A 21,488-nucleotide genomic window follows, 5' to 3' on the forward strand; every position below is an offset into this window, starting at 1 on the left:
TAATGAAAGTTACTGTTCTTAAAATGACATCGTTTCGCCATCCTCCGGAATCAGGAAATGGGCAGAGAGATGGAAAGCAGTTAAAAAGTCAGCAATCATATCACGTCGCAAAAGACAGTGGTTGACGGACTCGAGGTGCGAGACGATGATCGTCGCTTCCGCCGCCGCTTCGTGTACGGCAAGGAGATCACGCTGTGACATCGTGATCGGCTCTCCGGTCAAGAACTGGGCGGCGCCACTGTTGACGACGATGATATCGGGCGTATGTTGTTCGATCGCATGCGCGACCTCGTCACACCAGATCGTATCACCTGCGATATAAAGTGTCGGTTCGTCCGGATGGGTGAGGACGAGCCCAGACACACGTCCCATCCGTTCGCCGATTTCACCGACACCATGCTGTCCACCTGTTCGATGGACTTGGATATCACCGATCGTTACACCGGAATCGAAGGAAGAAACGTTCGTGAAGCCGGCTTCTCGGATGTGCTGCGCGTCTTCTTCTTGCTGCGCATAGAGTGGCAAATGCTTGGGTAAAAGTTGTTTTGCAGCATCATCGAAATGATCAGCGTGCAGATGCGTGACGAAGATCGCGTCAGGATCGAGCAGTGTGTTGACATCGACCGGTAAGTCGACGAGTGGATTGGCGACGGCATTTGGTGTTTGACCGAAGGGAGGCAAGCTGCCTTTTTCGCCGAGGAACGGATCAATCAGTAAGACTTGATTGGCATACGTGACAACGAGTGTTGCATTACGAATTTGTTGAATATCCATTAGGTTCATCCTCTCTCAATGACTCGGATTGACTATTCCCTGTCTGGCATTCAATGAATCCTATCGCAAGCGTTTCTCCATCGCCATGACGTCGACATATTCACCGTTCAACTGTCCTTGCTCCTTAAACGTTCCGACGATCCGGAACCCGGAGCGGATATAGAGTTTTTGTCCGATTTTATTGAATGGGAAGGTAAAGAGGATCAGCTTATGCATCTGATGATCACGGGCATGTTGTTCAATCGTTTCGAGCAAACGTGTGCCAATCCCTTGTCCACGATGTGTCCGGGTGATATAAACCGAAATCTCACCGACGGATGCGTAGACAGGACGCGGATTATACGGATCGAGGGAAATGAAGCCGAGTACACCTGTGTCATCTTCAGCGACATAACCGGCATATCGATCGGTGCGTTCCGCATACCACTGGGTCATGAAGGATAAGTCCTTTTGGTCGGTCTCAAGCGTTGCGATCCGATCTTCAATGCCTTCGTTATAGATGGCGAGAATCGCTGGTAAGTCGTGTTCCGTTACGGGACGAATATGCATGACGCTCACTTCCTCATCGCTTTTCCTTCATTATATCGGTTACGTGTCAATGTAGTGATATGTTTGTGCGATAAGAAAAGCGCCGATTCCCTTCATATAAAGGAAATCAGCGCTTTTATCGATTTTAAGAGACCGTTGACGTCTCATTCTCGTAAATCGGAACCCAGCCGTCTGTCGTGACGAAGATCCGAACAGCAACTACTTTACGATCGTCTTGAAGCGTAAAGTAGTGGCGTGTGTTAACAGGAACGGAAATCAAATCACCAGGATTGAGTTCGATGTTATAGTAGCCGACTTCTTCGTCTTTGATCGCGAAGACGCCATGACCGCTAACGATGAAACGAACTTCATCATCCGTATGGTGATGTTCTTTCTGGAAGTTGACGAGTAACTCATCAAGGTTCGGTGTCGTATCCGAAAGTGAGATGATATCAGCTGTCTGATACCCACGACGTTCTGATACGTCTTTGATTTCTGGAGCGAACGTATCGAGAATCGTTTGTTTGTCTGCATCCGTCAGTGTGAAGTTTTCAACGAGAGGCGCTGGAAGTTTCGAAACGTCCCACTGTTCGTAAAGAACGCCGCGTGACGCAAGGAAGTCAGCGACTTCCGTTTGATCCGTATACCGTGTGTTTGTTTCTTGGAATAAGACTGTTGCCATGAGATGATTCCTCCTTTTAATGAATGGATTGACGGCATGATTGCAACGTCAACGTGTAATTGAATAAAAACTCGAAGGCTTCGAGGTGTTTCTTTGCTTCAAAGGCGGTCGGTGCCCAGACCGTGATCCCGTGATTGCGGATCAGGACGGCACCACTGTCTGCTGTGACATGCGGTGCAAAAGCAGCGGCAAGCGTCGGGATGTCCGCATGATTCGGAATGATCGGTACCGTGACCGTCGCATCCTCTTCCCAGTGTCCGAGTGCCTTGATGATTTCTTGACCGGAAAAGGTGATACTGCCTTGATCGCCATAGAGTTCCGAAATCACATTGTTCGCAATCGTATGGACATGCAGGGAACAACCGGCGTCCGTTCGATTGAACACTTCGACATGGAGCAATGTCTCAGCAGAAGGACGCCCGGATTGCTCACCGATCAATTGACCGGTCGCATCGACATGAACAAAGTCGTCAGGAGTTGTCTGCCGTTTATCTTTTCCGCTTGCCGTCACAAGGAATTCAACCGGGACACCGGATGTCCGGATGGCGAGATTGCCACTCGTACCAGGGAACCAATCGCGCGCCGCAAGCTCTTGTTTGATGGCGCGTAGCTCTTCATACCGTCGCATGAATGTCATGTTGTCACCTCCGCTCGTGTTAAATCATGAACGATATCGTGGAACGTCTCAAACGGTGTATAGGCGATATCGTTCTCTTCACACAACGTGATCAGATAATCACGGGCATAGACACGATCCGCTTGTTTTGCGAGTTCGAAGTCCGTCACCGAGTCGCCGATGACGATGATGACGTCACCGTCTTTACGTAGTGTCCGGGCAACGGACGTTTTACAACAGCCGCACCCGTTCGTACAATGGGCATCGCAGGCGTTTGGCCAATCGATATGTACGAATGGACCACTGAAATCAGCGACGTTACAGTAAATCTGTTCTTGGTCGAGGAAGGGCGCTAAGATCGGTTCGACGAAAAAGTCCATTCCACCGCTGACGATCGAAAAATCGATGCCTTGACGACGACTGTACTGCAGTAACTCCGAAAATCCGTCGCGAATGACTGCACGCTCCAACAAAAAGTCAAGATAGGCTGTTTTTCCGTCAGACGGCAGAAGTGCGAACATTTGCCCGACACCACTCTGAATCGATAACGTCCGGTCGAGTACACCGCGTTTCAACGGTTCGAAGTCACTCGCTGGCGCAAATGCCTGCATGAGTGCGATGATGTTATCTTGCGTCGTCACCGTCCCATCGAAGTCACAAAGAATCCGTACGGTCATGACTTGATCCCCCAAGCGTCGAGGGCAATTCGTAATTCTTCATGACGCGATGCTGCCGTCGATAGGGATTCATTTGCGAGTGCCGCATCGAGTGCCTGACGGAAAGCAATGACGCCAGCCGCAGCACCTTGCGGATGACCATGTACGCCGCCACCGGCGTTGATGACGGAATCGATCCCGAAGTCTCGTACGAGTTGAGCGACGAGTCCAGGATGAATACCGGCTGAAGGAACCGGGAAGATCGATTTCGTCTGCCCGAGACGGGTCGCTTCGACCGCGATGCCACGAGCGACATCCTTTGGTAAAGCGACATTGCCATAAGGAGACGGGAATAGCGTCAAGTCTGCTCCAGCAGCACGCGGTAATGTGCCGAGTAAGACAGGGGCTGCGACTCCGTGATTCGGGCTAGCGATCAACGCACCGCTATATGCCGGATGATTGAAGAGCGGAACGTTGATTTCCGGATCACTTGCCAGTTCGCGTAAGACATCGAGTCCGTATGTGAAGGTATTCAGCAAGAAAGCAGTCGCTCCAGCATCAATCAATCGCTTGGCTTGATCCTTGAGCGTAAAGACAGGACCGCTGAGTGTGATCGCATACAACGCACGTTTACCGGTCCGTTGGAAGTGAGCATCGATGACCTCACGTCCGATCCGTGCCCGATCAATCGTCGGTGTCAATGGATTGTCGTATAGGATCTCATCGTCTTTGACGAGATCAATCCCACCAGCGAGTTGTCCTTCGAGTTGATCACGAAGGAACGATAAATCGCGTCCGATGACTCCTTTGAAGATGCTCATTAATAATGGGCGATCTTCGACACCGATCAAGGAACGGACCCCTTCGATCCCGAATTTCGCACCTGGAAAGTCCGACGTAAATGTATCGGGTAGTAGCAATTCCGTTAATTTGATTTCACCGTCGAGTGAGAGTTTCCCGAAGATGGTCGTCAGAATCGCAGAAAAGTCGCGCGATACGTTATGTTCCGGGTAACGAATCGTGATATATCCTTTGCCATCGCGCTCTTCGGTATGTACGACTTCCCCTTTGAACGAGGCGAGTTGTTGTTGTTCGAGATGATTCAGTTCCGTCCAAGAACCGACTGTCAGACCAAGCGCGAGTTGTTCAGCGCGTTGCTCGAGTCGATCACGGGCAGTCAATTGATAAGTAGCAGTGATATAAGCCATGTCTTTCCTCCTTCAACAAAAAAATGGTCTCTCGTCAGCGACAAGAGACCATGAATGATTCGAACGTGGACTCTTATCTGTCAGCTTAGTAGCTGCAAGAATTAGCACCGTGCCAAAAGGTCGGTTGCTGCGACATCGTAGGGCTTGTCCCTCCGTCTGCTCTTGATAAGAATTGGATGAAATTGTGAAATCTAATTGCAATTTTTACATGAGAATCGCCACTTGTCAAACTATTTTTAGAAAATTTATTTTTTTGAAAATACTATTTCTATAGATGGCATAAAAATGATATCCGTTTCTGCTTGATTTCGATTTGACAGCGAGGAAGTCGATTGCGTAAGATTCAAATCAATATCACACACGACAACTACATACGACTCTTATCGCGAGTTGGCAGAGGGAATTGGCCCGATGACGCCGCAGCAACCGACCACTGGGCACGGTGCTACATCCAACAGACGTTTTGTCTGAGAGATAAGAGGACGCAGTGACTTTTCTGCGCCTCTTTTCGATGACGAAAAGAGGCGCTTTTTCGTGTATCACATAGGGGGAAACTGAGATGACATATAAAGCATTTACAGAACAGGACGCGATTGATCGTGTTCGGACACTAGGACTGATCGGCGATGGAGCCGTCGAAGCAGAAGAGATTGGCGACGGGAACCTCAACCTCGTTTTCCGAATTCGAGAGGGTGAACATCGATTGATTCTAAAACAAGCATTACCATATGCGAAGGTCGTCGGGGAGAGCTGGCCGTTATCGCTCGAACGAGCGTGGATCGAGCAATCCGCACTCCGTGAATTCGCACGGCATGCCGTGCCGTTCGTACCGCGTGTCTTTCATGCTAGTCATGAAGAGGCGTATACGGTCATGGAAGATCTTTCACATCTGACGATCGTTCGAAGCGGTTTACTCGCAGGTGAACAGTATCCGTTGCTTGCGGAACATATCGGTTCTTATCTCGCTCGGACGTTATTCCATACATCGGACTTTGCGCTTGGTCCGGTTGAAAAGAAACGTGTCGCCCGAACGTACTACAATCCAGACTTGTGCGACATCACGGAAAAATTAATCTTCACGGATCCGTTTCATGACGCGGAGACGAACGAGATTGAAGCCGGACTCGAAGAAGAGGTGGCACGTCTATGGGCAGACGATGAGTTAAAACGCGAAGTCGCAAAACTCGAAGCGCTCTTCATCACGAAAGGAGATGCATTGCTGCACGGCGATCTACATACAGGAAGCATCTTCGCCTCGGCGACGGAAACGAAAGTCATCGATCCAGAATTCGCCTTTTATGGTCCATTCGGATTCGATGTCGGACAGTTCATTGCGCATCTATTCTTCGCGGCATATCCGGATTACCCTACACGACGTGACGCCCGAATCAAGGATATCGATACGTTCTGGCTGACGTTCGCTTCAACGTTCCGTGCCTTATGGGAACGGGAAGCCGTCGAACCGTTCCAGGCATCAGGACTCGTCGATGATGTACTGAGCACGATCTTGCAGGATGCCCTTGGCTTTGCTGGTTGCGAATTGATTCGGCGGACGATTGGTCTTGCACCGGTCGCTGATTTAGAATCAATCGATTCAACGACGGAACGCTTAGAGCGGAAACGTCACGCTCTTCGTCTAGGAGCGGCGTTAATCAAACGCCGTACAGAATGCCGGACATTCGATGATTTACGAAACTTTGACGTAACGGAGGAACTCAGCCGATGACTACATTCGTTCAAAGTATCCGTTACGAAGATCGTGTCTTGACGATTCTCGATCAGACACGTCTACCGCAAGAAGAGCACTATGAAGTCATTGCTGATCTCGCGCAAGCGGTTGAGGCGATTAAACAACTACGTGTCCGGGGCGCACCTGCGATCAGCTTATTCGGTGGATTCGTGCTCGTTCAAGAAGCGTACCGCTTTGAAGCGGCGCTTCCGGTCTACAAGCAAGCCTTGCTTGAGACATCGGCGACGTTACTCGCGACACGACCGACGGCCGTCAACTTGCGAAATGTCCTCGATCAATTGAATCCAATCATTCAAGACGGGACGTCGGTAGAAGAGATTCGCGAACGGTTGGAAAAACGGACGGTCGCCTTATACGACCAGGATGCGCAGACGTCACGTCAAATCGGGATTCATGCACTGGAATTGTTCCAGTCAGGCGACCGGATCCTAACGATTTGTAATGCTGGATCGATTGCGACCGCTGCTTATGGAACGGCACTTGCGCCGTTCTACATCGCAAAAGAACGCGGCATCGAATTATCCGTTTTTGCGAGTGAGACGCGACCGTTACTGCAGGGAGCACGATTGACGACATGGGAGCTGCAACGTGCCGGCATCGATGTCACGTTAATTACGGACAACATGGTCGCCCATACGCTGAAAGAAAAACAGATCGATGCGATCATCGTCGGTGCCGACCGCATTACACGAAACGGAGATACCGCGAATAAAATCGGGACGTTCCAATTGGCATTGCTCGCGCAAGCTTTTGGTATTCCGTTTTACGTCGCAGCACCGCTCTCGACGTTCGACTTCTCGCTCGTTTCCGGAGACGCGATCGAAATCGAAGAACGTGATCCGCAGGAAGTGACGACTGTCCAAGGTATTGCGGCAGCACCGGAAGGCATCGCCGTCTTCAACCCGGCGTTTGATGTCACACCACACACATTGATCACAGGCATCATCACCGAACTTGGTGTCATCACGCAACCGAATGAAGAAACGATTGAACAATTAACAGGGCTTCAACCCCTCGGATAAGGAGATATGTCATGAAAAAACTAGCTTACGCCGTCCTAGCACCGGCACTGTTACTAGCGGCTTGTGCGAATGGAGAAGCCACGACGACGAAGGTCGTCAAGGATGTACCAAAAGGGGTTCAATCGGACGTCAAGATCGCCGTCATCCGCAACCTAGCATCGGACGACCATACGAAACAATTCCTTGATGGCGCGCGAAGTGAAGGCGAAGCGCTTGGCTTTAAAGTCAGCACGTTCATTTCGGAAGGTAACGACGTCAAGTTCAAGGAGCTTGTCGCGCAAGCGATTCAGCAAGATTATGATGGGCTCATCATCTCGCATGGTAAGGAAGACTACGCCTATGACATGATTAAACCAGCGGTCGACAAAGGGCTGAAGGTCGTGACGTTCGATACGGTCACGAAGAAAAAAGGAACGGCGTTAAAAGGTGTGACGGAAACATTCCAAAACGATCATCAACTCGCGAAGCTATCGCTTGATGAAGTGACGAAGGTGACGGACAAAAAGCCGGTCCGTGTCATCAAACTTTGGTTCGGACCAGGTTTTGCCCCGCTCGATCGTCGTCAGGAAATCTATAAGACGTACGAAGCAGACGGTAAGATCAAAACGCTTGAGACGGTTGGACCGACAAACTTCCAAGATGTCCAAGGGGATATCGCAACGAAGATGAATGCGATTCTCGCGAAATATCCGAAAGGAAGCATTGATGCGGTTTGGGGAGCGTGGGACGAAGTCGCAAAAGGGGCTTACAAATCGCTCAAGGATAATAAACGTCAAGAAATCCCGCTAATCTCGATCGATGTCTCGAATCAGGATATCAACCTGATGCGTGAAAAAGGCAGTAACTGGGTCTCGACGAGTGCGGTGGATCCATTCTTGATTGGACAAACGGACATGCGATTACTGGCTAAGAAAATCGCTGGCGAGAAGACACCGGATAGCTTTGATCTCGACGCGAAACTCGTGGAGCAGAAGGCGTTGAAGCAGGATACGACGATGTACAATCTCGATACGATCATCAAAGGATGGAGTACATCGGACAAATTCAATGAACCGTGGATGGACCGGTTGCGTGACGTCCATAAAAAACAATGACGTCTACCAATCATCACTTGAAGATGACTGGGATTTCACTGGCGTTTCCAGGAGTGCAAGCCTTAAAACAAGTCTCGTTTGAAGTGAAATCCGGTGAAATCCACGCGCTTGTCGGTGCGAATGGTGCCGGTAAGTCGACGTTGATGAAAGTCTTATCCGGAGCGGAAACGGCGGACGAAGGAACGATCCGTCTCGACGGGAAGGAGTTGTCCATCACGTCACCACGTGATGCGAAACAGATTGGAATCGACCTCGTCCAACAAGAGGTCGATGTGGCGCTTGTCCCGTATTTGACGGTCGCTGAGAATATCTGTCTCGATCTGTTGACGGACGGAACGATGACTGGCTTCGTATCCCAACGCCGTTACATACAGCGTGCCAAGGAAGCGTTAGCGACATTACAGGCGGATATTTCCGTCAAGACACGTGTCGAGGAGTTGCGGCTTGCTGAAAAGCAACTCGTACTGATTGCTCGCGCCCTCGTCCAAGAACGCCGTTTTTTGATTTTAGATGAACCAACGGCACCTCTCAGTCAGGCGGAAACAAGCCATCTCTTTTCAGTCGTGCGTCGTTTAGCCGAACGAGGGCTTGGGATCATCTTCATCTCGCATCGTTTACAGGAACTATATGAGATTTGCGACTCCATCTCGGTCATGCGCGACGGTCAACTCATCTCACGATATCTTTTGACAGACATCACGAAGGAAGCTGTCGTTGAGCAAATGCTCGGGCGTCAGCTTACGTCTGTTGCGAAAACGTCACGGGTAAATGCAACGAACGTATTGACCGTCGAGAGTGCTACGAATGCGGACGTCCACGAGATCTCCTTGACGGTTCAAGCAGGTGAAGTCGTTGGTATCGCGGGTCTTGTCGGTGCCGGTAAAACGGAATTATGCAAAGCATTGTTCGGTGATCGTCCGTTTCAGGAAGGGGAGGTTCGGATAGGTGGAAAAGCCCATCGCCTTCGCAATCCACAAGCTGCGATTCAAGCGGGGATCGGTCTCGTTCCAGAAGAACGACGAAAAGAAGGAATTCTTGTTGCCGATTCTGTCGCAGAAAATCTAACAGCAGCGGCAGCTCATGATTTCGTCAACCGCTGGGGGCTGATGGATCGTCGCAAAGAAGCAGATCAGGCATCGCAATGGGTCAAGGAGCTGGGCATTAAAGTGGCAGACGTGAAACAGGAAGTAGGTCAACTATCCGGTGGGAATCAACAAAAAGTCGCCATCGGAAAATGGTTACTGACCGATGTTTCTGTACTCGTCTTGGACGAACCGACAAAAGGTGTCGACGTCGGAGCCAAACAAGATATCTATCGTCTGATTGACGGACTCGCGCAACAACAAAAAGGGATCCTTTACGCGACGAGTGAATGGGATGAACTTTTGACCGTCACGGACCGAATCTACGTCATGTTCGATGGACGGATCGTCCATGAAACGAAGACGGCGGACACATCAGAAGAAACCTTGTTGTGGTATGCGACAGGAGGAGGGCAACGATGAATGAGGTAGTATCAAAACAAACGAACCGAGGGAAGGGTTTACGTCCTGTCCTCGGATTCTTGAACGACTGGGGGATCGTCCTCGCGATCCTTGCCCTCGTCCTGTTTTTTGCGACGACGGCTCCAACATTCCTACAAGGGACGAATTTAATTAATATTTTACGAAGTATTTCCATCGTGACGATTATCGCGATCGGCTTGACCGTTTCTTTGACGGTCAATGGATTTGATTTATCGGTCGGGTCGACCGCGACGCTTGCGAGTTCTTTCGTCGTCTCGTTCTTCGTCTGGTACAGTCTACCGCTCGGTGTCTCGATTGGTTTAGCACTTCTCTTATCTCTTAGCGTTGCTCTGGTGAACATCTTACTCATCGTCTGGTTTAAGATTCCGGATTTGTTTGCGACGCTTGCGACGATGTTTATCGTCGAAGGTGTCGCGATGACGTATACCGGTGGTGGTTCAATCAGTGCCGGAATGCCGCGCTTGGACGGTACACCAACAGTCGGCACGATTCCGGAGGCATTCGCGAAAATCAGCCAGGCACCTTGGATCATCGTCATCATGCTCGTCGTCGTCGCTGTGACCCACGTCTTCTTAAGCCATACGCGACACGGTCGTTTTCTCTATATCATCGGCGGGAATCCGGAAGCCGCACGACTGACAGGAATTCGTGTCAACCGCTACCGGGCACTCGCGTATCTGATTGCTGGGTTACTTGCGGCGGTCGGTGGGATTTTGCTTGCGTCACAAGTCGGATCGTCACAAATCAATGCCGGTTCCGGTTATCTGATGCCAGCGGTCGCAGCCGCATTCATCGGCTCGTCGTTCGCAGGACAAGGGAAGCCGAATGCGCTTGGCACACTCGTTGGGGCTTGTCTCGTCGGGATTCTTGAAAATGGTCTCGTCATGCTGTCTGTTCCATACTATTCGTTGAATATCATCAAAGGGCTGGTCCTTGCGGTCGCACTCGCGACGACCTATGCGCGGTATCGAAAAAAATAATTAAAATTCGACGTTTCGTTTATAACATATTCGGTAATATTCAATATATGAAAGGATGGTGATGCACATGAATGATTACCAATGTAGAGGGAACGATCGCATGTCGCTTCTGAAAGAAGAGGATCACCGGACTTGACGAACGTTGTCCATTGACACGGATGTATTCGTGTTTTACGTGCAACTGCACGGTTCAAGAACGGATCACGGCATGTGTTCGTTCCTGAAACAAATAAGGGGGAAACGCTACGGCGTTCCCCCTTTTTCATGTGCTAGAAACTGCTCGTATTTCTTTAAAAGCGTAGCGGAATATGAGATGATATAAAAAGTCAGAAAATTCAACTACTACGAGAGCAAGGGGCCTGACAATGCGAACATACACTAAGGAGATTCAAGCGATTATCGACAACGTAGAGAAAGTCATCATCGGTAAGGAAGATGTCATCACACAATCATTGGCAGCACTACTAGCGGGCGGTCACGTCCTATTAGAAGACGTACCGGGAGTCGGGAAGACGATGCTCGTCCGTGCGTTCAGCCGATCGATCGGGTTGACCTTCAAACGTGTTCAGTTCACGCCAGACCTACTTCCGTCAGATTTGACGGGTGTATCGATGTATAACCAGAAAACAAGCCAATTCGAATATAGACCGGGTCCTCTAATGGGGAACATCGTCTTAGCCGATGAGATCAACCGAACATCACCGAAAACTCAATCTGCCTTACTCGAGGGAATGGCGGAAGCGAACGTCACCGTCGATGGTGAGATTCATACGCTTCCGAATCCCTTTTTCGTCATGGCGACACAAAACCCGATTGAACATGAAGGAACGTATCCGTTACCAGAAGCACAACTCGACCGTTTCCTCGTCAAAGTCAAAATGGGTTATCCTGATTTCCAACAAGAAATGAAGCTACTGACACGTTTCGAACGGGATGAACCAATTGAAACGCTCGAAGCGGTGATTGGTCGCGAGCAATTGCTCCAGATGAAAGAAGAAGTCAAGAACGTCCATGTCTCACAGCCTGTCAAAAAATATATCGTCCATCTCGTCCAAGCGACCCGGACGAACGGTTCACTTTATCTCGGCGCGAGTCCCCGTTCTTCGATTGCCTTGATGAAAGTCGCGCAAGCATGGGCATACATGGAAGGACGCAGTTTCGTCTTACCGGATGATGTCAAACATCTCTTGATTCCGGTCCTGTCACACCGCTTGATTTTGACAGCGGACGCGCGTTATCACGGTCAATCGTCTGAACGGATTTTAGAACAAATCAAAAAAGAGATTGCTGTACCCATCCAACAAGACGTGGAGTCCCTATGACGAAGTGGCAAATTGGTTGGCGTTACGCTGTACTCCTTTTGACGACGGTTGCCTTATGGACATATGCGCGCGTCGATGGCGGAAATGTCGCTTCCTTGCTGTTTTATGTCATGGCTGGTTTGACCGTCTACTGGACGCTCTTCCTCGTTTGGCCTGTCACGCAGGCACTGGCGACGCGCGAAGTCTCAAATAAGATGCTCGTTGCCGGAACGGATATCCCGGTTTCCTTACGGGTTCGCCGACGTTTCCCGTTTCTGGTCGGAGCCGTCGAGGTGACGGAGGCGATTCCAAACGAACTCAGTGAAGAAAAACTCGATATTAGTCGTCCGCTCCGTGCCCACTACCGAAAGACAGAGCACATCGACTACACGATTCCATCGATTCGTCGAGGAGTGTACCAGATTCCTGGCTGTATCGTTGAAATTACAGATCCGTTCGGTCTGTTCAAGCGGAAGCGGATGTTTCCGGTCGAGACGTATCTTGCGATCGAACCGGCACGCCTTGCCGTTCAACTTCCGCATGAGGAGGATCGCGGCGATGGAGGAATCTCCCCTGTGTCGCTTGATCTTCGTCAGTCGTCCTTTACTGTCGTCGGGGTCCGGGAATACGTCAGTGGTGACCGGATGAATCAGATCGACTGGAAAGCGACAGCGAAACGTCAAGGCTTAATGACGAAGACGTTCGAACGAGAGCAGGAACGGGAGACGACGATCGTCTTTGATGAGGGGACGGAAGCGGGTGAAGCCTTCGAACGCGTCATCTCGATGCTGGCAGAAGCGACGGATCAGTTGAACAAACGACGGCTGAACTACCGCATTCACCTCGTCGGACATGCTGTTCAATCGTTGTCGCTACCTCTTGAAGGAGCGAAACTGACGCATTACCTGATGACGGCGCAGCCGAGTCGGACGCGGACGTTCATCGAGTCATGGGAGTATTCGTCAAAAGCACTTCGATTGAGTGGCAACGTCCTTTTCATCACACCGGATCTTGAATCGAACAATGAACTATGGATTTCGAAGATTAATCAAGAAGCCACCGTTCATGTCTATACACCAGAACGGAGGGGAGTGCGATGATGCGACGCTTGATTTGGAACGCCATCGCGGCAGCCGTCCTGACTTGTTTCATGCCACCACTTCTCGAACTGACGACGTTCGAGCATCTCTGGTCCTTCTTACCGATGCTGTTTCTGCCGTTGCTGTTGTCGCATCTATCGCGGCGTTACTTTTTACTCGGAAGTCTCGGTGGATTACTGCTGTCGTTCTATCTGATTTTGACGCCGGGAGCAGCACCATGGGGCATCTTTACGGAAATCAGTTCAGATATTCAGAGCGTCATCAATGGTGAATTACCAGGACGACCCGCTTTCGCGCTCTCGATCGGATTGATTAGCTTTTTGATTGCGTATCTCGCGCGCCGGACATTCCCGAATCGTGGGTTCGTCTTCGGACTTGCCTTCGGAGTCATCGGATTCATCGCCTATTGTGATACATGGACGGATTACTCGGGAGAGACGCTCATTCTCTATCCGATCATCTTATCCTTGCTATTGCTCTATGCGACGGAAGTCAACGAACGACCACGCGCTTCTTACGTTCGTCCGCTGAGTGCCTTATTCATCATGGGTGCCGTCATCGTCGCTGCTGTCCAAAGTCCTGTCATCAATGCGACATGGCAAGACAGTTGGTACGATTTGACGTCCGGGCTTGAAGGTGAAGGAGAGCCGACGAATGCGATTCAAAAGGTTGGTTACGGTAACAATGACGAGCAACTCGGAGGACCCTTCCAGATGGACGATCGGGAAGTCTTCCAGGTCGAGAGTGAAGGGAACCGATACTGGCGAGTCGAGACGAAAGACATTTATACCGGCAAAGGCTGGGTGCTGTCGGAATCGAATCCGGAAATCGATGGACGGGGTTTCTTCTCGCACTTCGGGCGAGAAGTCAAGACACGTGAGGAAACAGCGACGTTTGAGATGGCACGTGAATTACCGTTCGTGCCATATAACGGAGATAACGTCCGGGTCTCGGTCGATCAACAACGACAAAATGTACTGGTTGATCCAGAGAATCAAAAAATATCGTATCTAGACGAGGCGGATCGTCAACGCAATTATCAAATTGACTACTCGTATCCGCTCTTTACGGAAGAACAACTCCAGACAGATGAACCCGTCAATTTATCGGAGAATGAAACAGAGCGGTATCTCCAACTGCCGGATGGTTTACCACAGCGTGTCCGTGATTTAGCGGAACAAATCGTTGAGGGGGAGGAGACACCGTGGGACAAAGCACGGGCGATTGAAAATTATTTCGAAGAAGAGAACTTTGAATACAATACGGAGGAAGTTGCCGTACCAGGAGAAAATCAAGATTACGTCGATCAATTCCTATTCGAGACGAAGCTCGGATACTGTGATAACTTCTCGACGTCGGCTGCTGTTTTGCTACGGGCAGCCGGGTTACCCGCACGCTGGGTGAAAGGGTTCACGGGAGGCGAATCCGACGTCATCGGAGCTGCCGTGACGAGTTATACAGTGCGAAATAAAAATGCGCACTCGTGGGTCGAAGTGTATATCGAAGGACCAGGCTGGGTACCGCTTGAGCCAACAGTCAGTTTCGATGGAGCAGGACAATACACGATCGATCGGGAAACGGATAATGAGACGGAACAAGCAAATCCGCAACGTGAGACAGAAGATAATACGGAGACGACGACGCCAAATCGTCCGCAAGAAAATCTTCTTGATGAAGAACAGACGACTAGCGCTGGACAGACGGAGCAGAAGTCAATTCCATTTTGGCCAATCTTCCTGACGGCACTTGCTCTCTTATTCTTGTACTTGTTCCGAAAACCAATTATTCGAACACTCGCGATTCTCTTCTTCCGGAGACAAATCGAGCGACCGGAAGGATTCCGCCGGATGTACCGGTACCTCTTACGACGTCTTGATAAAAAAGGATTCCATTATCAAGATGGTCGGACGCTTGCGGAACTCGCTCACGAAGTCGATGGGTACTACGAGACGTATGCGATGCGACCGTTGACGGATGCTTACGAACGGATGGTCTATGGTGGAGAATCACTATCGGTTGAGAAAAAACGTGAATATTTCGAAAATATCATTCGTCATGTAGAGGGTTGATATTTACGAAACGATACAGTTACAATGGGAACAACGTAAATCACACACATGCAATCTCCTTTGTATATACTCGCGAATATGGCGCGAGAGTCTCTACCGGGTCACCTTAAACGACCTGACTATGAAGGAGCAGACCCTTCGTATACATTTTTTTGTGAAGCGGCCTGCTCTTTTTCCATTTTATCCATGGGCGAAGAGTGGGCTTTTTTCATAGGGTGCGCATGAAATCAGAAAGGCGGGAACAGATTTGGAAGCACATTTGGACCAGGAAATGATTCTCGTCCTCGATTTTGGAGGACAGTACAATCAATTGATCACACGTCGTATTCGGGACCTTGGTGTCTACAGTGAATTGCATTCGCATAAAATCACTGCAGCAGAAGTAAAAGAAATCGCACCTGCTGGTATCATCTTCTCAGGTGGTCCACGTAGCGTCTACGCAGAGGATGCGTACCGGTGTGATCCAGAAATCTTCGACCTCGGTATTCCAATCTTCGGGATCTGTTACGGCATGCAGCTCATGTCACAACATTTCGGCGGAACAGTAGAACGTGCGGGACATCGTGAATATGGAAAAGCCACATTGACGTTACAAGACCCGTCACCGATGTATGCGAACCTACCGCTTGAACAAACGGTCTGGATGAGCCACAGCGACCTCGTCACATCTGTGCCAAACGGATTCGTCGTCGATGGAACGAACGTGTCATGTCCGATCGCTTCGATCAAGAACGAAGAATTGAAAATGTACGGTGTGCAGTATCACCCGGAAGTGAACCATACGGTCTTCGGAAAAGAATTGCTCAAGAACTTCCTCTTTGAAGTCTGTAAATGTGCAGGCGATTGGTCGATGGAGAACTTCATCGAAATCGAAGTAGCGAAGATTCAAGAACAAGTTGGCGACAAAAAAGTCCTCTGTGCCCTTTCTGGTGGTGTCGACTCGTCTGTCGTCGCAGCCTTGATTCACAAAGCAATCGGTGATCAATTGACATGTATGTTCGTCGATCACGGTTTATTGCGTAAGGGTGAAGCGGAGAGCGTCATGAAGACATTCGCGGATCACTTCCACATGAACGTCATCAAGATTGATGCCCAGGACCGTTTCCTCGACAAACTCCGTGGTATCTCAGATCCAGAGCAGAAACGTAAAATCATCGGCAACGAGTTCGTCTACGTCTTCGACGAAGAAGCTTCGAAGCTGACGGATATGGACTTCCTTGCGCAAGGTACACTCTATACGGATATCATCGAGAGTGGTACGGATACGGCACAAACAATCAAATCACACCACAACGTCGGTGGATTGCCGGAAGACATGCAGTTTGAATTGATCGAACCGATCAACACGTTGTTCAAGGATGAAGTCCGTGAACTCGGGAAAGAACTCGGTCTTTCCGATGAAATCGTGTGGCGTCAGCCGTTCCCAGGACCAGGTCTCGGAATTCGTGTCCTCGGTGAAATCACAGATGAGAAACTCGAAATCGTCCGTGAATCTGATTTCATTCTTCGCGATGAAATCAAAAAAGCAGGACTCGAGCGCGAAATCTGGCAATACTTCACAGTCCTTCCTCCAATCCGTTCGGTTGGTGTCATGGGCGATGAGCGGACATACGACTATGCGGTCGGAATCCGTGCTGTCACGTCAATTGACGGAATGACATCAGACTGGGCACGTATCCCATGGGACGTGCTCGAGAAGATCTCGGTCCGAATCGTCAACGAAGTCCAGAACGTTAACCGTGTCCTGTACGATGTGACGTCGAAACCACCGTCAACGATTGAGTGGGAGTAATAAGTGATCAGCACCACGTTTCTGTAAAAGAACGTGGTGCTTTTTTGTTATCTCCTGCTACACTATGAGATGGAGCTTATTATTCTAAAGGATTAGGTAAGGACATTCGTTATGAACAAACGTGATGCATATTGGGATAATGCAAAATTCGGATTGATTACGCTCGTCGTATTCGGTCATTTGATTGAACCGATGATTTCAAAAGATGTCGGTATGACGAACCTGTTTCATTTCATTTATCTGTTTCATATGCCAGCTTTCATTTTCATTTCCGGTTACTTTACGAAAGGACACATGACGGCATCTCGTCTTCTTCGACTCACACTAGACTATCTTGTACTATTTCTACTTGTACAAACGATATTCGTCGCAGTGACAAAGTGGATGGGAATCACACAATATGCGTTTTGGACGCTGCAACCGGCGTATATCTATTGGTATCTGTTTGCCGTATTTATATGGACGTTCGTGTTGTGGGGAATCGTCTGGATCAATCACTTTCTACAAGTGTCATTATGGTACTTTGTCGCGGGAAGCATCATGGTCAGTGTTTATCTCGGCTTTTTTGAAACGATTGGTTGGACACTCAGCGCTTCACGGATTATCGTGTTTTTCCCGTTCTTTTTACTGGGCTATACATTCCGACGACACAAGTTAACCTTTCCGACGTCGGGTGGCGCAAAGGTTTTTGGATTAGGGGTGGGCGGAATCGCAATCGTCCTACTGTTACGTTACCCAGAGACTTTGAACTTTCAATTATTGAGTGGTACAAGCGGTTATGCTTCTATGGGTCTCGGTTTAGAAGGAGCAGGTATTCGACTTTCTTTGTATGGTTTGCAACTGCTTTTAGTCTGCGCTTTTTTTGCTTGGATACCACGACGAGATGGAAGTGGAACAACACTGGGTGCTCATACATTACCGATTTATGTCGGACACGGTTTTATTGTAAAAGCGTTGGTTGCGATATCGTTTTATAATAATGTCGGGATTTGGCATGGTATAGGGGTTGGTGTGATGACGATTCTAATTTTAGTTTTACTCGGAAAATTCCCGATGACACTACAACTATCGAAATGGATCATGATAAATTCCGAACAGAAGAACGCTTACAAAACCGAACGTTCGGATAAATTAAGTGGTTAAATTTCGTTTTTATGGTTGACCCATGAATTTGACCGTGCTACGATGTGTCTGTTCTTATTTTTCATACCACTAAAAAAACATAAATAATGCCGTATAATTCTGGGGATAGGGCCCGGAAGTCTCTACAGGAACACCGTAAAGGTTCCTACTACGGCGCACACGCAACATCGTGCGCTTATTGAAACGGCTTTTACCGCTTAGGTAAGGGCCGTTTTTTGTTTTCAAGGAGACGGCTTATTTGGAAGGAAGGCAATCATGAGCACACAATTGAAACAGCCACACCAACCGAAAGCAAAAGAAAATGCGATTGCGCGTTTCTTTGATTTCAATGGGCTTGGTACGAACATGCGTACAGAGTTCATCGCCGGCATGACAACATTCTTCGCGATGGCGTATATCTTATTCGTTAACCCGAATACATTAGCCGAAGCAGGAATGGACGCAGGAGCAGTCTTCGGTGCCACAGCACTCGTTGCGATCATCGGTTCCGTTACGATGGGATTACTAGCGAACTATCCAATCGCGCTCGCACCAGGAATGGGACTAAATGCTTTCTTCGCCTACAGCGTCGTCATCGGAATGGGTATTCCATGGCAAACCGCACTTTCAGGCGTTCTCGTCTCAGGTCTCGTCTTCATGGTATTAACAGCTTCAGGTATTCGTGAGATGATCATCAATGCGATTCCAGAACCATTGAAAATGGCAGTTGCAGCAGGTATCGGATTGTTCATCGCGTTCATCGGATTAAAAACAGGTGGTCTCGTCGTTGCGAATGAAGCAACACTCGTCTCGCTTGGTGATTTAAGTAAAGGAACAACGCTTCTCGCGGTATTTGGTCTTGTCGTATCTGCGGTCCTAATGACGCGTGGTGTCAAAGGGGCGATCTTCTTCGGAATGATCCTAACGGCAGTCGCTGGAATGATCTTCGGTTTGATTCCGATTCCAACAAGTCTTGGTGAAGTCATTTCAGCACCACCAAGCATCGCACCTACATTTGGGCAAGCATTCCTTCACTTCGATGAAATCTTCACGGTTCAAATGATGATCGTCATCTTAACTTTCTTCTTCGTTGATTTCTTTGATACAGCAGGTACACTGGTTGCGGTAGCAAACCAAGCCGGTCTGATCAAAGAAAATAAAGTACCACGCGCTGGTCGCGCATTGATCGCTGATTCAACAGCAACAGTAGCAGGTTCGATCCTTGGAACGTCGACGACGGTTTCTTACATCGAATCAAGTGCAGGGGTTGCAGCAGGTGGTCGTTCAGGAATGACGGCGATCGTCACAGCTTTATTCTTCGGTCTCGCTTTATTCTTCTCACCATTGCTCGCAATCATCACCGCACCGGTCACAGCACCCGCATTGATCATCGTTGGTGTGTTGATGGCAGCTTCATTGCTCCAGATCGATTGGAAAAAATTCGAGTATGCGGTTCCCGCGTTCTTGACCGTCATCATGATGCCGTTAACGTATTCAATCGCAACAGGGATTGCATTCGGTTTCCTCTTCTATCCGGTCACGATGATCGCGAAAGGACGAGCAAAAGAAGTGCATCCGATCATGTATGTATTATCACTCGGTTTCCTCGGTTACTTCATCTGGTTGCATTAATCCAAACTACGTCTTTCTTCTATATAGAAGAAAGACGTTTTTTTGTTTGGGAGAGGGTAAGGGAGAAGAGAGAGGGTGATTCAGATGTTACAGCAGATTACTGGACCTGTATTTGAGAACTTGGCTGAGAATAGGTTACTGATTCAATTAGCGAGAAAAGTTGGATTACCGCTTGGTGGAACATTATTCGTCGGAGGACAGGGCGCAGAAGAGACACTCGGCACTGTGAAACAATTTAATCAAGATGGACGAGCCGCGACAGTAGATTGTCTAGGAGAGTTCGTCGAGACAGAACAAGACGCTGTAGACATCGCAAATGAATGCATCAAAGTCATCGGACAGATCAAAGCATACGATCTAGACGCACAAGTATCTTTAAAGCTGACATCGATCGGATTAAGAATTGATCCGGATATCGCCTATCAACAGTTAAGTCGTATTGCAGAGGTTGCAGATCAACAAAACATGCGTGTGACAGTCAATATGGAAGAAGCGATGATGGTCGAGTCGATCGTCCGAGTCTTCGAACGCGTACATGAACATTATCCAAACGTCGGAATTGCGCTACAGGCAAATGTATTCCGTAGTCGTTTTGATCTAGAACGTCTTCAGGCAACAGTACGTATCGTCAAAGGGGCATACGATGGAGACGATGAACTCTATATTCAACCGAAGAAGACAGTCGATGAGACATACCTTCAATTAGTAAAAGTCAATTTGTTAAATGGGAACTACACGCAAATCGCGACACATGATGAACAGATCATTCAGCAAATCATTGACTTTACTCAAATGAAACAGATTGATCCATCACGGTTTGAATTTCAAATGCTTCAAGGCATGCGACCGAAACGACAACAAGAGTTAGTTCGACAAGGTTATCGTGTCGTTATCTACGTTCCGCATGGTGTGGACTGGTATACGTATTTGATGAGACGGTTAGCAGAACGCCCAGCGAATATCGCGTTTACAGTAGGAGCCATGTTAAGAAGGTAAAGACTTTGCGAAGAGGATTTAAACTCTTTGCAAAGTTTTTTTAAAATAATGCTTGTGTTTGTCGAATTTTGTTGTTATATTAATAAATGTTCCAGCGAGACGCCTTTTATAAACGGTTCGTTGGGGCTGAAAAGTTTTTTAAAAAGCATGGTTGACATAATCAAAACAACCTGTTAATCTATTAAAGTCGCTAAGGCGGCAGACGAACTTTGAAAACTGAACGATGAGGCAAAAATCGTATTCTACGGAATACAAAAACGAATGAAGCGCAAGCTTCGTCAATCGTGACTTCGGTCACACAACGAGCAAGTCAAACACTTCATGGAGAGTTTGATCCTGGCTCAGGACGAACGCTGGCGGCGTGCCTAATACATGCAAGTCGAGCGCAGGAAACTGACGGAACTCTTCGGAGGGAAGGCAGTGGAATGAGCGGCGGACGGGTGAGTAACACGTAAGGAACCTGCCTCAAGGATTGGGATAACTCCGAGAAATCGGAGCTAATACCGGATAGTTCAACGGACCGCATGGTCCGTTGATGAAAGGCGCTTCGGCGTCACCTTGAGATGGCCTTGCGGTGCATTAGCTAGTTGGTGGGGTAACGGCCCACCAAGGCGACGATGCATAGCCGACCTGAGAGGGT

The 21,488-nt window shown here is 48.9% G+C and carries 18 protein-coding genes, 1 rRNA gene and 4 riboswitches; of the genes, 13 read left to right on the forward strand and 6 right to left on the reverse strand.

Features of this window, described 5'->3' with window-relative positions; translation table 11 throughout:
* Window positions 1–18 precede the first annotated feature (18 nt).
* From KNQ09_RS13175 to KNQ09_RS13200, 6 genes are all read right to left on the reverse strand, one after another.
* Window positions 19–774 carry an MBL fold metallo-hydrolase gene (locus KNQ09_RS13175; protein ID WP_214858786.1) on the reverse strand — a complete coding sequence of 252 codons (756 nt, stop codon included), beginning with the start codon at window positions 772–774 and terminating at the stop codon, window positions 19–21.
* Window positions 775–834: 60 nt separating this feature from the next.
* Complete coding sequence (locus tag KNQ09_RS13180; protein WP_064300625.1) at window positions 835–1,323, reverse strand: arsinothricin resistance N-acetyltransferase ArsN1 family A; 489 nt, start codon at window positions 1,321–1,323, stop codon at window positions 835–837.
* A gap of 124 nt (window positions 1,324–1,447) precedes the next feature.
* A complete protein-coding gene (locus tag KNQ09_RS13185) occupies window positions 1,448–1,984 on the reverse strand; it encodes a 1,2-dihydroxy-3-keto-5-methylthiopentene dioxygenase (protein WP_023467032.1) in 537 nt (178 codons plus the stop codon).
* 16 nt (window positions 1,985–2,000) lie between these two features.
* Entirely contained in the window at window positions 2,001–2,621 is a 621-nt protein-coding gene (locus KNQ09_RS13190; RefSeq protein WP_023467033.1) for a methylthioribulose 1-phosphate dehydratase, read from the reverse strand.
* Window positions 2,618–3,277 (reverse strand): 2-hydroxy-3-keto-5-methylthiopentenyl-1-phosphate phosphatase, encoded by a 660-nt coding sequence (locus KNQ09_RS13195; protein ID WP_214858787.1) that lies wholly within the window; start codon window positions 3,275–3,277, stop codon window positions 2,618–2,620. Before KNQ09_RS13195 ends, KNQ09_RS13190 begins: the two co-directional genes overlap by 4 nt.
* Complete coding sequence (locus KNQ09_RS13200) at window positions 3,274–4,464, reverse strand: 2,3-diketo-5-methylthiopentyl-1-phosphate enolase (protein WP_214858788.1); 1,191 nt, start codon at window positions 4,462–4,464, stop codon at window positions 3,274–3,276. The genes KNQ09_RS13195 and KNQ09_RS13200 overlap by 4 nt, the downstream gene beginning before the upstream one ends.
* 70 nt (window positions 4,465–4,534) lie before the next feature.
* Window positions 4,535–4,636, reverse strand: a riboswitch (SAM riboswitch).
* A 205-nt stretch (window positions 4,637–4,841) separates the two neighbouring features.
* Window positions 4,842–4,945: riboswitch (SAM riboswitch) on the forward strand.
* Between the two features lie 78 nt (window positions 4,946–5,023).
* Between KNQ09_RS13200 and mtnK the strand changes: the two genes are divergently transcribed.
* From mtnK to KNQ09_RS13265, 13 genes are all read left to right on the forward strand, one after another.
* Window positions 5,024–6,190 (forward strand): S-methyl-5-thioribose kinase, encoded by a 1,167-nt coding sequence (gene mtnK, locus KNQ09_RS13205; RefSeq protein ID WP_058265590.1) that lies wholly within the window; start codon window positions 5,024–5,026, stop codon window positions 6,188–6,190.
* Complete coding sequence (gene mtnA / locus KNQ09_RS13210) at window positions 6,187–7,236, forward strand: S-methyl-5-thioribose-1-phosphate isomerase (protein ID WP_214858789.1); 1,050 nt, start codon at window positions 6,187–6,189, stop codon at window positions 7,234–7,236. The genes mtnK and mtnA overlap by 4 nt, the downstream gene beginning before the upstream one ends.
* Window positions 7,237–7,247: 11 nt before the next feature.
* A complete protein-coding gene (locus KNQ09_RS13215) occupies window positions 7,248–8,330 on the forward strand; it encodes a sugar ABC transporter substrate-binding protein (RefSeq protein ID WP_029340727.1) in 1,083 nt (360 codons plus the stop codon).
* Window positions 8,327–9,835 (forward strand): sugar ABC transporter ATP-binding protein, encoded by a 1,509-nt coding sequence (locus KNQ09_RS13220; protein ID WP_214858790.1) that lies wholly within the window; start codon window positions 8,327–8,329, stop codon window positions 9,833–9,835. The genes KNQ09_RS13215 and KNQ09_RS13220 overlap by 4 nt, the downstream gene beginning before the upstream one ends.
* Complete coding sequence (locus KNQ09_RS13225) at window positions 9,832–10,836, forward strand: ABC transporter permease (protein WP_029340729.1); 1,005 nt, start codon at window positions 9,832–9,834, stop codon at window positions 10,834–10,836. The genes KNQ09_RS13220 and KNQ09_RS13225 overlap by 4 nt, the downstream gene beginning before the upstream one ends.
* 365 nt (window positions 10,837–11,201) lie before the next feature.
* Complete coding sequence (locus KNQ09_RS13230) at window positions 11,202–12,158, forward strand: AAA family ATPase (protein WP_053452594.1); 957 nt, start codon at window positions 11,202–11,204, stop codon at window positions 12,156–12,158.
* The gene (locus tag KNQ09_RS13235; RefSeq protein ID WP_214858791.1) at window positions 12,155–13,237 is read left to right on the forward strand and encodes a DUF58 domain-containing protein; all 1,083 of its coding nucleotides are present in this window, start codon (window positions 12,155–12,157) and stop codon (window positions 13,235–13,237) included. The genes KNQ09_RS13230 and KNQ09_RS13235 overlap by 4 nt, the downstream gene beginning before the upstream one ends.
* Complete coding sequence (locus tag KNQ09_RS13240; protein WP_214858792.1) at window positions 13,234–15,306, forward strand: transglutaminase TgpA family protein; 2,073 nt, start codon at window positions 13,234–13,236, stop codon at window positions 15,304–15,306. The genes KNQ09_RS13235 and KNQ09_RS13240 overlap by 4 nt, the downstream gene beginning before the upstream one ends.
* A 40-nt stretch (window positions 15,307–15,346) precedes the next feature.
* Window positions 15,347–15,448: riboswitch (purine riboswitch) on the forward strand.
* A 129-nt stretch (window positions 15,449–15,577) separates the two neighbouring features.
* Window positions 15,578–17,098: a glutamine-hydrolyzing GMP synthase gene (gene guaA / locus KNQ09_RS13245; RefSeq protein WP_051353615.1), complete on the forward strand. Its 1,521-nt coding sequence runs from the start codon at window positions 15,578–15,580 to the stop codon at window positions 17,096–17,098.
* Window positions 17,099–17,209: 111 nt separating this feature from the next.
* Complete coding sequence (locus KNQ09_RS13250) at window positions 17,210–18,241, forward strand: acyltransferase family protein (RefSeq protein WP_214858793.1); 1,032 nt, start codon at window positions 17,210–17,212, stop codon at window positions 18,239–18,241.
* Between the two features lie 69 nt (window positions 18,242–18,310).
* Window positions 18,311–18,412, forward strand: a riboswitch (purine riboswitch).
* A 135-nt stretch (window positions 18,413–18,547) separates the two neighbouring features.
* Window positions 18,548–19,852, forward strand: coding sequence for an NCS2 family permease (locus tag KNQ09_RS13255; RefSeq protein WP_035398981.1), 1,305 nt, complete (start codon window positions 18,548–18,550; stop codon window positions 19,850–19,852).
* An 84-nt stretch (window positions 19,853–19,936) separates the two neighbouring features.
* Window positions 19,937–20,848 (forward strand): proline dehydrogenase family protein, encoded by a 912-nt coding sequence (locus KNQ09_RS13260; RefSeq protein WP_064300634.1) that lies wholly within the window; start codon window positions 19,937–19,939, stop codon window positions 20,846–20,848.
* Window positions 20,849–21,166: 318 nt separating this feature from the next.
* A 16S ribosomal RNA gene (locus KNQ09_RS13265) occupies window positions 21,167–21,488 on the forward strand; the annotation flags it as partial.

The organism is Exiguobacterium sp. s191 (assembly GCF_018618955.1).
GTDB classification, from domain to species: domain Bacteria; phylum Bacillota; class Bacilli; order Exiguobacteriales; family Exiguobacteriaceae; genus Exiguobacterium_A; species Exiguobacterium_A abrahamii.

What these genes read in the sequence shown, in the direction of transcription:
- KNQ09_RS13175 (WP_214858786.1), bottom strand. Translation starts at nt 774, where the DNA reads ATGGATATTCAACAAATTCGTAATGCAACACTCGTTGTCACGTATGCC.
- KNQ09_RS13180 (WP_064300625.1), bottom strand. Translation starts at nt 1,323, where the DNA reads ATGCATATTCGTCCCGTAACGGAACACGACTTACCAGCGATTCTCGCC.
- KNQ09_RS13185 (WP_023467032.1), bottom strand. Translation starts at nt 1,984, where the DNA reads ATGGCAACAGTCTTATTCCAAGAAACAAACACACGGTATACGGATCAA.
- KNQ09_RS13190 (WP_023467033.1), bottom strand. Translation starts at nt 2,621, where the DNA reads ATGACATTCATGCGACGGTATGAAGAGCTACGCGCCATCAAACAAGAG.
- KNQ09_RS13195 (WP_214858787.1), bottom strand. Translation starts at nt 3,277, where the DNA reads ATGACCGTACGGATTCTTTGTGACTTCGATGGGACGGTGACGACGCAA.
- KNQ09_RS13200 (WP_214858788.1), bottom strand. Translation starts at nt 4,464, where the DNA reads ATGGCTTATATCACTGCTACTTATCAATTGACTGCCCGTGATCGACTC.
- mtnK (WP_058265590.1), top strand. Translation starts at nt 5,024, where the DNA reads ATGACATATAAAGCATTTACAGAACAGGACGCGATTGATCGTGTTCGG.
- mtnA (WP_214858789.1), top strand. Translation starts at nt 6,187, where the DNA reads ATGACTACATTCGTTCAAAGTATCCGTTACGAAGATCGTGTCTTGACG.
- KNQ09_RS13215 (WP_029340727.1), top strand. Translation starts at nt 7,248, where the DNA reads ATGAAAAAACTAGCTTACGCCGTCCTAGCACCGGCACTGTTACTAGCG.
- KNQ09_RS13220 (WP_214858790.1), top strand. Translation starts at nt 8,327, where the DNA reads ATGACGTCTACCAATCATCACTTGAAGATGACTGGGATTTCACTGGCG.
- KNQ09_RS13225 (WP_029340729.1), top strand. Translation starts at nt 9,832, where the DNA reads ATGAATGAGGTAGTATCAAAACAAACGAACCGAGGGAAGGGTTTACGT.
- KNQ09_RS13230 (WP_053452594.1), top strand. Translation starts at nt 11,202, where the DNA reads ATGCGAACATACACTAAGGAGATTCAAGCGATTATCGACAACGTAGAG.
- KNQ09_RS13235 (WP_214858791.1), top strand. Translation starts at nt 12,155, where the DNA reads ATGACGAAGTGGCAAATTGGTTGGCGTTACGCTGTACTCCTTTTGACG.
- KNQ09_RS13240 (WP_214858792.1), top strand. Translation starts at nt 13,234, where the DNA reads ATGATGCGACGCTTGATTTGGAACGCCATCGCGGCAGCCGTCCTGACT.
- guaA (WP_051353615.1), top strand. Translation starts at nt 15,578, where the DNA reads ATGATTCTCGTCCTCGATTTTGGAGGACAGTACAATCAATTGATCACA.
- KNQ09_RS13250 (WP_214858793.1), top strand. Translation starts at nt 17,210, where the DNA reads ATGAACAAACGTGATGCATATTGGGATAATGCAAAATTCGGATTGATT.
- KNQ09_RS13260 (WP_064300634.1), top strand. Translation starts at nt 19,937, where the DNA reads ATGTTACAGCAGATTACTGGACCTGTATTTGAGAACTTGGCTGAGAAT.